General features: G+C 36.8%; 11 protein-coding genes. 5 read left to right on the top strand and 6 right to left on the bottom strand.

The window, feature by feature from the left end; all coding sequences use genetic code 11:
- The first annotated feature begins 258 nt into the window (after positions 1-258).
- The 3 genes from tenA (at position 259) to ACYU0V_RS00995 (ending at position 2275) form a co-directional block, all read left to right on the top strand.
- Positions 259-933, top strand: coding sequence for a thiaminase II (tenA, locus tag ACYU0V_RS01005; RefSeq protein ID WP_461848729.1), 675 nt, complete (start codon positions 259-261; stop codon positions 931-933).
- Positions 934-999: 66 nt separating this feature from the next.
- Complete coding sequence (locus tag ACYU0V_RS01000; protein ID WP_005078608.1) at positions 1000-1371, top strand: MerR family transcriptional regulator; 372 nt, start codon at positions 1000-1002, stop codon at positions 1369-1371.
- A gap of 103 nt (positions 1372-1474) precedes the next feature.
- The gene (locus ACYU0V_RS00995) at positions 1475-2275 is read left to right on the top strand and encodes an SDR family NAD(P)-dependent oxidoreductase (RefSeq protein ID WP_238516593.1); all 801 of its coding nucleotides are present in this window, start codon (positions 1475-1477) and stop codon (positions 2273-2275) included.
- Positions 2276-2323: 48 nt separating this feature from the next.
- On the opposite strand, the gene ACYU0V_RS00990 is transcribed toward ACYU0V_RS00995, so the two are convergent.
- The 4 genes from ACYU0V_RS00990 to ACYU0V_RS00975 all read right to left on the bottom strand — a co-directional run bounded on the left by ACYU0V_RS00990 (position 2324) and on the right by ACYU0V_RS00975 (position 4719).
- Positions 2324-2665 (bottom strand): GlpM family protein, encoded by a 342-nt coding sequence (locus ACYU0V_RS00990; protein ID WP_238516592.1) that lies wholly within the window; start codon positions 2663-2665, stop codon positions 2324-2326.
- 51 nt (positions 2666-2716) lie between these two features.
- A complete protein-coding gene (locus ACYU0V_RS00985; RefSeq protein WP_461848727.1) occupies positions 2717-3070 on the bottom strand; it encodes a DUF1304 domain-containing protein in 354 nt (117 codons plus the stop codon).
- 65 nt (positions 3071-3135) lie between these two features.
- Positions 3136-4113, bottom strand: coding sequence for a zinc-binding dehydrogenase (locus tag ACYU0V_RS00980; RefSeq protein ID WP_461848725.1), 978 nt, complete (start codon positions 4111-4113; stop codon positions 3136-3138).
- 3 nt (positions 4114-4116) lie between these two features.
- Positions 4117-4719, bottom strand: coding sequence for a TetR/AcrR family transcriptional regulator (locus ACYU0V_RS00975; protein ID WP_461848724.1), 603 nt, complete (start codon positions 4717-4719; stop codon positions 4117-4119).
- A gap of 296 nt (positions 4720-5015) precedes the next feature.
- On the opposite strand from ACYU0V_RS00975, the gene uvrA reads away from it, so the two are divergent.
- A complete protein-coding gene (gene uvrA / locus ACYU0V_RS00970; RefSeq protein ID WP_032004969.1) occupies positions 5016-7847 on the top strand; it encodes an excinuclease ABC subunit UvrA in 2832 nt (943 codons plus the stop codon).
- 71 nt (positions 7848-7918) lie between these two features.
- On the opposite strand, the gene ACYU0V_RS00965 is transcribed toward uvrA, so the two are convergent.
- Together ACYU0V_RS00965 and ACYU0V_RS00960 are read right to left on the bottom strand one after the other, a co-directional pair.
- Entirely contained in the window at positions 7919-9625 is a 1707-nt protein-coding gene (locus ACYU0V_RS00965; RefSeq protein ID WP_068564518.1) for a P-loop NTPase fold protein, read from the bottom strand.
- 87 nt (positions 9626-9712) lie between these two features.
- Entirely contained in the window at positions 9713-11422 is a 1710-nt protein-coding gene (locus tag ACYU0V_RS00960; RefSeq protein ID WP_461848722.1) for a GGDEF domain-containing protein, read from the bottom strand.
- 1002 nt (positions 11423-12424) lie between these two features.
- Between ACYU0V_RS00960 and omp33-36 the strand changes: the two genes are divergently transcribed.
- The gene (gene omp33-36 / locus ACYU0V_RS00955; protein ID WP_060465076.1) at positions 12425-13330 is read left to right on the top strand and encodes a porin Omp33-36; all 906 of its coding nucleotides are present in this window, start codon (positions 12425-12427) and stop codon (positions 13328-13330) included.
- The last annotated feature ends 50 nt before the right edge of the window (positions 13331-13380 follow it).

Genomic DNA, 13380 nt, shown 5'->3' with positions numbered 1-13380 from the left:
TCAGACCTATACCAAGAATAAATTTAATCTTTCTTAAAACCGCCGCTATTATATCGATAATTAACCACAAAACGATGTTGTTTTGTGCCGTTATTCCCTTTACTTTATCTCTCTGTTTAATAAAGAATTTTATAATTTTTAATTAACTCATTAATCGTATTAAATATTTTCTTTCGATATATCTATCATTATTATTTTTGTATTTTAAAATTGATTTAAAATCTGGTTCAGCTGTCTTAATTTAAATGGAATGTTTTTATGCTTTTTTCTCAAGAACTCTGGCAACGTAATTTAAATTTATATCAAAAAATTCTCGACCTGCCTTTTAATCAGGAACTTGCTAACGGTACTTTAGATAAAGAAGCTTTTTGTCATTATGTTATTCAAGATGCTCAATATTTAGTGGCCTATGGTCGTGTGCTTGCTGTTGCAGCAGCAAAGGCGTTTGAGGCTGATGATATTATGCAATTTTCAGATGCAGCTAAAATTGCAATTGTGGTTGAACGTAGCTTGCATGATGACTTCATGAAAAACTTTGGGGTAACTAAAGAAGAATTTCAAAATACACCATTAACTTTGGCAGGTCACCACTACACTTCATTTTTAACAGCAACTGCTTGGTCTGAGAGCTACCCCATTGTACTTGCTGCGCTTTTACCTTGCTTCTGGATTTATGCCGAAGTCGGTAAAGATATTGTAAATAAATCAATTCCGAATAACCCTTACCAAGCATGGATTGATACCTATGCAGGTGAAGAGTTCCATACAGCTGTTCGTAATGTGATTGCGACGGTAGATAAAGTTGCAGCACGTTGTGATGCAGATACTTTAGAAAAAATGCATGCAGCCTATACGATGGGTGCAAAACTTGAGTGGTTATTTTGGGATAGTGCCTATCACCAGAGACAGTGGTTAGGTTTAGATCAGATTTAAAACTTCAAAAGAATCGGTCAGTGCACTTAATAGCCTGATCGATTTTCAATAAAATGCGAGACAGATATGTATATCGGCGAATTAGCGGCTTTGACTGGAGCCACTCCTAAGGCCATTCGGCATTATGAGAAATTAGGCTTACTGCCAGTCGCAAAAAGAAAAGGCAATTATCGTATTTATGAAGAGATTGATGTTCAATCGGTTAAGATGATTCGCCTTGCACAAGCTGTTGGATTTAGCCTTTCCGAGCTTTATGACCTGTCAGCTTTAAAATATAAAAATAATCGTTTTCCTGTAGAAATTGCACAGCAGCTTATTCAAAAAAAGAACCAACAAATTATTGAGCAAAAAGAAGCTTTAAGCCGTTTGCAAAAAGATTTAAAACAACTAGAAGATGAGATTATTCAAACTTATATTACCAATAAGATTTCTGCTTAAAACAGTTTATTAAAATCTAAAAATAGCTTTCAAAATGAGTGCTTGACTCTGCCCTTAGGGACAAGGTTTATGGTAATAGCTTCTTTTATTACGGACCAATAAAATGAGCACTCACCTTTCTACATTTAAAAATTCAACAGCATTAATCACAGGCGCATCTTCAGGAATAGGCAAAGCCTATGCTCAAGAACTTGCATCTTTAGGAATTCACCTGATTTTAACGGCACGCTCTGAGCAGAAACTGACTGATTTAGCCGATGAACTTAGCAAAAAATATAACGTGAATGTTGAGGTGATCGTTTTAGATTTAGCTCAACCCAATTCAGCTCAAAGCTTATTTGATGAAGTGCAAGCCAGAAAATTATCGGTAGAGATTTTAATTAATAACGCAGGATTTGGTAAATGGACTAAATTTCTAGATCAATCTGTATCTATTTATCAAGAAATGATTACGCTAAATATCAGCAGTGTAACGTCTTTATGTTATTTATTTTTGCCCCACATGCTTGCGAACAAAAAAGGCATCATGATTAATATTTCATCTACAGGTGCGTTTCAACCTCTGCCTTATATTGCTGTGTATGGGGCAACTAAATCTTATGTATTGCAATTTACTGAGGCTCTTGCAGGAGAATACGGCTCTTCAGGAGTTAAATTTCTGGCGGTTTGTCCGGGCAATACCCAAACCAATTTTACTCAGGTCGCAAATGCCGATACCAGTGGTATGAAAAGCTCTACGGTTGAAGACGTTGTGTCTGCAACAGTTAAAGCATTAGATAAGAATAAATCAACGGTTGTGGTGGGATGTAGCAACTATTTGACGTCTCAATTGCCTCGAATTCTTTCCCGCAAAAAAATGATCAATTTAGTTGAAGGCATGCTCAGAACTCGTGTTGTTGAGTAACCATAAAAATGGTTCGATTTAAAAGATTAAGGAGTTTTCCTTAATCTTTTAATGCTGAAATAACTGCCAGCCGTAAATCAAACCTGCCGCAGCCACAACCCAACATAACGTTGCTACTCCTAGACACGACCACATCGACATGCGTGTTGCCAGCACATAAACGGCAACTAAATAAATAGCATAGGGAATAAGTGACCATAGACCAAACAGAGCCGTTTTTTGTAACGCCTCAGCCCCTTTTTGCTGATAAACAATCACATGAGCAATCAAAGCGAATGTAGGAAAAAGCGGGACTAAGCCTGCAATATAAAATGCCTTACTTTTCGATAAAATCGAAATAATGAGGACAACCCCAGCCCCCAACATACACTTTAAAAATAACGCCCACATGCGCTGATCCTATCTGGCCATTCCAACTCAAAACGCTGTATTTTGCGCTTTTTAAAGAAAATTAACAGCGACTAAAGCAATCAATGCGGGAACTGCCTGAATATAAATAATCTTTTTGCTGGCAGTTAAACCACCATAAATACCTGCAATCAGTACACAGCCTAAAAAGAAATTGGCAATAGATGTCGCAAATGGCGCATCGGCCAATAAAGACCAAAATAAACCTGCCGCTAAAAAGCCATTATAAAGACCTTGGTTTTGTGCCATCACTTTGGTGAGTTTTGCTTTTTCGACATTATTTCCAAAGGCTTTCATGCCATAGGGTTTGTCCCACAAAAACATCTCTAACACTAAAATATAGACATGTAATATTGCGATAAGCGCAATTAAAATTTGTCCGATCATACGATTTTCCTTTTTATTTTAAAAATATGAAAAAAGATCAGTCTCTCGACTGATCTTTTAGTGTTTTACGGCTTTAGCAATACTTTGCCTTGACGAGCTCCTTGTGTTGCTCTTTGAGCAGCTGTTTTAATCTCATCAAAACTAAATACACCTTCTACAGGCAGAATTAATTTTTTCTGAGTCGCTAGTGTTAGCAGCTCAACGATCAGTTCCTTTTTACGAGCTGCTGGCATTTCTTTATTGACCACACTCGCCCAGAAACCTTTTACTGTCGCTTGTTTGAAAATCAAATCGCCCGATGAAATCTGCATGGTTTCGCCAGTCATACTGCCAAAAGAAACGAGTAGGCTATTTTCACTGAGTAAATTCAGCATTTCGCCACTTGCGCTGCCACCAATCGAGTCCACACCAGCAATAAGAGGTTGGTCGCCGTGAATCTGTTTAACTTGTTCTTTCCAGTTAGGCTGATCAGTCGCAACAACATGCTGAATACCTAGTGCTTGCATCTCTGCAATCGCATCAGTACGACGGACCAGATTAATGACAGGTAAACCACGTGCCTGAGCAATCATGGCAACTGTTTTACCTACTGCACCATTCGCTGTGTTTTGGATTAACCATTGACCCGGTTGAACATTTACAAAGTCGAGTAGCATGAGAGCACTAATTGGCATACCAATCAGCTGTGCTGCAGTTTCATCATCAATTTCATTATTGAGTGGAATAATCCCTTGAGCAGGCGCAATAAAGTATTCAGCCCAACTGCCATGCACAGCTGCAACTGCAATACGTTGCCCTAACTGCACATGTTCAACACCTTCACCTAACGCATCTACAATACCAACTGCCTCACTGCCACCAATCGCAGGTAAGGTTGGTTTATAGCCATAACTTCCGCGTACTGTCCATACATCATGATTATGGATAGGAGACATGATAGTTTTAATACGCACTTCGCCTGCTTTCGGTTCTGGCTTTGGCATATCCGCCTGCTCTAAAACGTCTACAGGTTCGCCAAAATTACGATGGATAATACTTCGCATGCTTTATTCCTCTATCGGTTTTATGAGTTGTTGGGTCGTTTCTAAAGCTAGATGTAGATGTGCTTTGTCTTGCGATAATTTTGTGAGTAAAGCAGCACCTAACCATAACTGATACATGACTTGCGCAGTTTTTAAAGGCTCAACGTGTTTTGGAATTGATCCTTCTTGTTGCCCTTCTTTGAGTAGTAGAGCCAAACGTTGCGTTAGTTTGTGCACACCGTCATTGAGAATTTGGCGCATGTCTTCTGATAAGTCAGAAACCTCTGCCGCTAACTTCACAATCAGACAGTTTTCAGCCCAACTACCGTGTACCGGATCATCAATCCATGCCTGCCATAGGGCCATTAAACGAGCATGGGCACTTCGCTCACTGTGCTGCCAAAGCTGTTCCATACGAACTTTATAGTCAGCCATGTATTGCTCGAGCAACGCACAGCCGAACGCCTCTTTCGAAGCAAAGTAGTGATAGAACGAACCTTTGGGTACGTCACAAGCTTTTAAGATCTCTTGCAAACCAACACCCACAAAACCTTTATGCAGTACCAGCTCAAAACTGGTATCTAAAATGTGTTGTCGCGTGGTTTCACTTTTATTTAAACGTTTCATGCCAACATCATAAACAACTATTAGACCAGTCGTCTAGTAAAGTTATGTTGCTGGTTTAATTTTTTCTAGAGTAGAAATCTGAAGTAAGGAATGTTAAAAATACAACCTGCTTATTTAAACAAATTTTGTCGATTGTCGTTTAACCGTCACAATTTGTCGCTTTAAATCATTTTGTACCACTTGAACAATTTTAAATCGTTATCATATATAGGGTCTGTTGTTTATAACCAGTCACACCTCTCTGCGACTGAGCAATCAGCACCTAAATTTTCATCAATATATAATTGAGATGTTTTATGAGCCAAAGTCATATCCGTATTCGAGGCGCACGTACCCATAATTTAAAAAATGTGTCTCTCGATATTCCACGCGACAAATTTGTGGTAATTACGGGGTTATCAGGTTCAGGAAAATCTTCTCTTGCCTTCGATACCCTGTACGCCGAAGGACAACGCCGTTACGTCGAATCACTTTCAGCGTATGCCCGTCAGTTTTTATCTCAAATGGAAAAGCCTGAAGTCGACTCGATTGAAGGTTTATCGCCAGCGATTGCCATTGAGCAAAAATCTACCAGCCATAACCCACGTTCAACGGTTGGTACGATTACCGAAATTTATGACTATTTGCGTTTGCTTTATGCACGTGTTGGTACCCCTTACTGCCCTGAACATGACTTACCAATGGTTGCGCAAACTGTTTCTGAAATGGTCGATGCGGTAAAAACGCTTGAAGAAGGCACAGCACTTATGTTGCTTGCCCCAGTGGTTCGTGAACGTAAAGGTGAATACAGTAACTTGTTCGAGCAGCTACAAGGTCAAGGTTTTGTTCGTGCCCGTGTGGATGGTGAAATCATTGATATTGATACACCACCAGAACTCGACAAAAAGAAAAAACATACCATCGAAGTTGTAGTCGACCGTTTCAAAGTGCGTGAAGACTTAGGTAACCGTATTGCCGAATCATTTGAAACCGCACTACGTTTAGGTGGCGATATTGCTGTTTTATCGTGGATGAATGGCGAACATCCTGATCGTGTTTTTTCTGCAAAGCACTCATGTCCTGAATGTGATCGCGCAGTCGCAGAGCTTGAGCCACGTTTGTTTTCATTTAACAACCCGTTTGGTGCCTGCCCTGTTTGTGATGGTTTAGGTACACGCAGTCATTTTAGTTCTGAAAAGCTCATTCCAAATCCTGACCTTGCGATTAGTGAAGGTGCTATCCGTGGTTGGGATCGTCAGCGTCCATATTATTATTCGATGCTGCAAAAAGTTGCCGATCATTTTGGTTTTCAACTTGATACACCTTGGAATCAGTTAGATAAAGATACACAAAAGAAATTCTTACAAGGTACAGGTAAAGAAAAAGTCGATTTAAGCTATATCGACGAACGTGGCCGTAAACATACTCGCGTGCAACCATTTGAAGGAATTTTGCCGCACCTTGAACGTCGTTACCGTGAAACTGAAAGTAACTATGTACGGGATGATTTAGCTCAATATCTCTCTAATGCAGCGTGTGATGCATGTGATGGTTCACGTCTCAATGAAATTTCACGTCATGTTCGTGTGAAAGACAAAACCATTGCTGACATTACCCGCATGTCGATTGGTGACGCTGAAAGCTACTATCAAGGCTTAAACCTTGAAGGTGCTAAAGGTGAAATCGCAGATAAAATCTTTAAAGAGATTCGTGAACGTTTACACTTCTTAGTGAGCGTGGGACTTAACTATTTAAGTCTAGCTCGCTCTGCCGAAACGTTATCAGGCGGTGAAGCGCAGCGTATCCGTTTAGCCTCACAAATTGGTGCAGGTTTAATGGGCGTCATGTATGTGCTCGATGAACCATCAATTGGTCTACATCAACGCGATAATGACCGTTTATTACAAACCCTGATTCGCTTACGTGATTTAGGCAACACAGTATTAGTTGTTGAACACGATGAAGATGCAATCCGTGCTGCTGACCATATTATTGATATCGGTCCAGGTGCTGGTGTACACGGCGGTGTGATTATTGCTGAAGGTACTTATGATGAGTTGGCTAAACATGCCGACTCTCTTACAGGACAGTATCTTTCTGGCAAACTCAAAATTGAAGTGCCAAAAAAACGTACTGAATCACCACGTCCAGATGAAGTCATCAAGCTTTCAGGTGCAGCAGGTCATAACTTAAAAAATGTCGATTTAACGATTCCGCTCGGCATTATGACCTGCGTAACCGGGGTTTCAGGTTCGGGTAAATCGACGTTGATTAACCGCACATTACTTCCATTAGCAGCGACACAGCTCAATGGTGCAACAACTTTAACAGCCGAGAAGTTTGACTCAATTGATGGGCTTCAACATCTAGATAAAGTTGTTGATATTGACCAAAGCCCGATTGGACGTACCCCACGTTCTAACCCAGCGACTTATACAGGGTTATTTACGCCAATCCGTGAGTTATTTGCTCAAACCCCAGAGGCAAAAGCACGTGGTTATAGTGCTGGTCGTTTCTCGTTTAACGTGAAAGGCGGACGCTGTGAAGCCTGTGAAGGCGACGGCATGATTAAAGTCGCAATGCACTTCTTACCAGACATGTATGTGCCATGCGATGCGTGTCATGGCAAACGTTATAACCGTGAAACGCTTGAAGTCGGCTATAAAGGCAAAAACATTTCTGATGTTTTAGAAATGACTGTCGAAGATGCTGCTGAATTCTTTAGTGCCATTCCAGTCATCCACCGCCGCTTAGAAACCTTAACTCAGGTGGGCTTAGGCTATATTCGTTTAGGTCAAGCTGCTACCACTCTCTCTGGTGGTGAGGCACAACGTGTAAAACTCGCACGTGAGTTAGCAAAACGAGATACGGGTAAAACTTTATATATCTTGGATGAACCAACAACAGGTCTACATTTCCATGATATTGCCAAATTACTCGACATTTTGCATGAGCTACGTAACAAGGGTAATACCATTGTGGTGATTGAACATAACCTTGATGTGATTAAAACAGCCGACTGGGTTGTCGACTTAGGCCCTGAAGGTGGTTCAGGTGGCGGTATGATCATTGCTGAAGGCACACCTGAACAAGTGGCTGAGGTTGAGATTTCCCACACAGGTCGTTTCTTAAAACCGATGTTGAAGTGATTTTCTGACTCCTTTTCTTCTAACTTCGTTCTTTAATGTGTGAGGTTAGAAGAAAATGGATAATAAATTATTTAAGTCTTTGTCATTAAATGATTTTCAATAATATCCTGCATATATCTTTTGTTAAATTCTGATTCCTGACCAATTTTCTGTAGAACCCTTACAATTATTGAATCTATAGAATCATCTTCTCTTGTTATTAAATATAATCTTTTTAAATACTGTATCAGGCTATCATTTCCTTCAATGAAAAAAGGTTCCTCATAAATTTCTTCAGTCAAATATTTAAACCATTCATTAAATGAAAATTTTCGTAAAAGATCCTTATCATTTTCACTTTTAAAATTACCCCACTTTAAAAAGTAAGAGACAATCTCCCCTAAAGTTTTTTCTTCAATATAATTTTTAGCTAAATCGTCAATATATGTATAAAAGATATTGTTTTCATTTCCCCATAGTTCCCGTTCTTTATTTGCACGAGTAATAGAGTTTCTTAAATTTGAATCAATGTGACTTAGCGTCCTTGCTTTGAACATTTCAGCTTTCGATTTATCAGCTAGATATTTCTTTATAATTTCATACATTGAGGCGGTATTATGAAAGCTTTCAAGTTTTACACACTCATCAGCAAGAGAAACAATATATTCCAAATCAGCTTCTTCTAATTTCAAATCATGACGTTTAGCAAAAATATCCCACATTTTATTTTTAATATCTTGATTTTTCTCTGATATAAGTTCCGAATTAGCCAGCTCCCTTAATTCAAAAAAATCTATCTCACCCTTTTGATCAAACCATTTTTGAAATTCAATTGACCAATTATCATTATGATTAAATGAGTCAGAAACTTTTTGTAAGCTTTCATAAGTTTGTCTTTTCTTATCACTCCAATTTTCTTGTTGCTTTTCTGAGAAATATTTACAATCATCCCAAAGATAATCAAGGCCGGAATAATCCTGAATTAAGTAGCCTTGCAGAATTCGAATTAGAATAATTTCTTTCGTTGAATAGGCAATTTCTTTTGTTAACTCAATAAGAAAGTATCGGAATAATTTAATCACTTTCTGGAAAAAGCGAAAATTATGAATATCTAATTTTTCAGCGAAATCTATCATCAAATTTACTAATTGCTCATCGATACCTTTAGTATTTGCCCGAATCAAAGGTTCAACAGAGTTTAAAATTATCGTTTCATCAATTAACTTTTCTTTATAATCACCATATTTTCTCTTATTTTCCGTCTCTGTTTTATCTTCATCTAATATCAAAATAATCTGACAATTTTTTTCTAATTTTAGGTAGTTTGCCAAACCCATAACATCTTTAACATCCAATTTATTAGACATACGCTCAAAGTCATCAAAGCAAATAATGGCATCTTTCACTTGTGCAAACATTAAGCTATCAATCAATTTAACTGGTGCATTAATTCCCAATTGTGTAATACGAGTATCTTTAAAAATTGAAGGTAAGCTTTTAATCCATTTAGGAATTTCTATTGATGAGTGATAGCTTTCTATACTGCTATAAATCTGAGTTCTAAGATCACTTAAGGACTCCAATCCAAAGAGTGATACATAAGCATATTTCCGATTGAATACATTATCGTTTTTATAAACTCGCTCATCAGATAATTGTTTATCTAAAAAACTTCTCCAAAAGAAAGTTTTACCAATACCCCAAGACCCAGTAATCGCAATGGCCGTACCATTTTTTTCATTTCTTATATTATTTTCCAATAATTCTTTTAGGCGTTGTTCTTTTTGTAATGTATTCATAATTCGATATTTTTCAAGCTAACATGTACTGAATAAAACCACAGATAATTTTATTTTTCAAAAGCTAACTGAGTAAAGTTTTAGAAGTTACCCCTCAACTGCATTCCGTCCTCGGGCCTTTGCTCTTAAAAGTGAACGGTCAGCTTTCTCTAAAAGATCTATCCAATTCGCCGCGCCTATGGCAAAACCAATACTGACAGATACATGCAATTTTTCTTCTGAACCAGATAAACAAATTTCTTCTAAAGAAATCGCAATCCGAATTTTCTCTGCTAAAAGACGAGCATCTATAAATTGTACTTGCTCTAACAATATTAAAAATTCATCACCCCCATAACGAACAATTAAATCCGAACTTCGAATATTTTGCTTTAATTGCTCGGCAATACTGACAATGACGCGATCACCTACAATATGCCCATATTGGTCGTTCACCTGTTTAAAACGATCAATATCAATAATCATTAAACAGGTTTGCGTAAATTTTTGAGGATAACTTTCAACAATTTTTAAATATTCAGATAAAGCTAAACGATTGGAGACTCCAGTGAGTGGATCAGTATTGGCAATATTCTTTAACTGAAATTCAAAAGCGTCGCGTTGTTGCAACATACGTTGTAATCGGTCAATTGCTTCAAATAGAGAAAAAAATTCACCTTTGGTGTCGACATCCATCTCATCTTTACAATGATCAGAACTATGCGATAAATCTAAAATTAAAGTTCTCGCTTTAATTAAAGGCGAAAATACTCGTCTTTGCGCATATATCAAGGTAAGTAATGCAGTAGCTAATGAAATTAAAGAAATAAATAAAGTTAAAAAGAAACCATTTCGAGCAATCGCATTTTCTTGAGCGGCAATGACTACACTTTCATCAAGAATATAACTTTGCAAATCAACCACAGTAGTAAATTTATCAACGATTGCTTCCGTTAATTGGGTACCATTTAAATAATATGGCTTCCCCTTTTGGCTTTCTTCTAATAGCTTTTCTACAATCGGTATACCCTGATCTATAAATTCGGATTTCACTCGGGAATATAACCGACGATATTCTGGAGTTTTTGCCTGTTCAGGCTGCAAGGTATCGACCAAAATCCACAAATATCTAGCTTGATGCTGAGTTTGTAGCGAACGAGCACGATTATTACTTGGAATTTCTTCATTAAAACTTAGAGGGGCAATAATATTAGATGCCATACGCCCAGCCTGATCACGCATATCAGTCAGAACGATAATGAGTGTAAAGTAATTAGAAATACGGCTATCTTTACTTTTTAACTGCAACATTAGTTTTTGCAGTATTTCCCTACAATTATCCCATGCGCCAAACATCCCTAAAATGGCATTATCCAGTTGAACAGAAGTTCTTGCTGTATATGGAGTTTCACCGTAATAATCAACGACACGTCGGGCTTGTCTAAGATTTTCTTTAAAATTAGTTTGTAGCTCATTGGCTAAGGAAACATAACCAGCTTGTTTTAAGATAAGAATGCTTGTATCAATTTGCTCATCAACAATTAAACGAAATTTTTTTAATTCTTGCTGATTTTTTACCAAATCATGAGGACCACTCGACATCATTTTATTGGCAGGAGCACGTTCTTTAGAAACTTTATAGGCAATATCGGCAACTGCTCTTAAACTTTTTATTTCAGCTAGAGCTTGTCTAGTTTTTATATAATCCTGATAGCTTCCCACAATAAGAGGTACTGCCATGAATAATAAAGATAAAATAATAACCAGCATAAAAAAGAACAGTCGATTACTAATATGCTCTGAACGTAATCCTGACATTTCTAGCTGGTACTCCGTAAATGCCCTGCCATTTTTAATACGATATAAATTAGGCTTAAATCCATCCTAGCATTTTAATAACTAAAATTTCATCATTAGACCCTTCATTTCTCTTTTAATAATTATACGATTCCTACATTTTAGTAAGCTTAAATAATAAAATGAATCGAAAAATTGAATGATTTTATAAAAAACCTTACTTTAAAAATCAAAGTTTTTTTACTTATGATAATAAAGTATTTACTTGCCTCTTAAACATTTCTCCCCTCACACAAAATCCAGCTTTAAAATGGGTTCTTTTTATACAAAGCAAAAGATGAATTTTCATGTAATTTTTTTTAATAAATGTTAATGTTTTCTTATAGATAAAAAAAAGCTCAACCTTGGGGAAAGTTGAGCTCATAAAGTCTGATGTGATAACACATCGTATCTAGAAAAGTACTTCTAACCAAAAATATGTTAGGCAGTAAACTTTGTAATTGAATTATGTGACTTATCTCTAATTTCGTAAAGTAGATTTAATTGATCAAAATCAATTTATTAATCGTTTTTTCAACTTAAAACCCTATTTTTTTTGATTTATTAACTTATATAATAATCTAAAATAGATAAATTATTTAGATAAACTTATCAAAATAGTGATAACTATTACTCAAAACATATAAAAATTAGAACAAGAATAATATTTAAATGATTATTTATCGAACAGATCAACAAATCAATTAACGTTAAATCCGATCAACGTGATCATTTTTTCCAATTATAAATGTAATTATTTTGAAACTATTTAATGCCAAATCCTTATGAAACTTAAGGTTTAGCTATTTGTTAATGTTCATTTTTTTATCAGGTTGACATCATATACTTCGATTGATTGTTTTTTAATCATTTTTAACATAAGTATCAAATTTCATTAACATTACCTTTTATCTATTATTGACTTCATAAATTGTTACAATACAATGACCCCAGCTTTATCTCTTGTTAATGCTGGAAATGATTATGAAAAAACTTGGTTTAGCCACTGCTGTATTATTAGCCATGACCGGTGCTCATGCTTATCAATTTGAAGTTCAAGGTCAATCTGAATATGTTGACACAACTGCAAATGATAAAAACTTCACTGGTGACGTTGCTGGTACATACTATTTAAAAAATGTTGATACCACTAAAGGTCCTTTAGCTGAAGCAGCTTTCTTGAACCAAGCTTCTAACGTATCTTTAGGTTACAGCTACCAACAATATGACCAAAACAACGTAAACTACCACGTAGGTACATACGGTGTTAAAGGTGAGGCTTACGTTCCTACTCCTTACCTTCCTGTATATGCTAGCGCAACTTACAACCACACTGATGTTGATGGTAAAAACAACTTCTCTAAAGATGACAACGGCGACCGTTATGCATTAGAAGTTGGTGCTATGTTGTTACCTAACTTCTTGATGACTGTTGGTTATACAAGCGTTGCTAACCAATTCGCTTTAGATAACTTCGGTATCATCAGCAACGGTATCTACTCTGCTGTGAACCAAACTGCTGCGATTCAAAACGACCAAGATGCTGTTACAGCACGTGCTAAATATGTAGGTCCAATTGATGGAACTAACATGGCAATTGGTTTTGAAGCTGCTGGTGCTTTCGGTCAAGAAAACCAATACGGTTTGAAAACTGACCTTTACTTAACTCCTAAGTTAAGTGTTGGTGCATCTTTCGTGGGTAACGATGGTGTAGCTGACATCAAAGGTAATGACCTTGGTGAATTCCGTCAAGCTTGGGGTGGTAACGTAAACTACTTCATTACTCCAGCTTTAGCAGTTGGTGCATCGTACATGAAAGCTGACGTTAAAAATGCTTCTACTAGCTACGATACACAAACTATCGGCTTAAATACTAAATTCCGTTTCTAATTTAATTTAGAAATCGAATTAAAAAAGGACTCAAATGAGTCCTTTTTTTA

The sequence above is a fragment of the Acinetobacter sp. X9 genome, assembly GCF_054889255.1.
The sequence above is the reverse complement of the archived record's forward strand: the minus strand, read 5'-3'. Positions and strand labels throughout refer to the sequence as shown.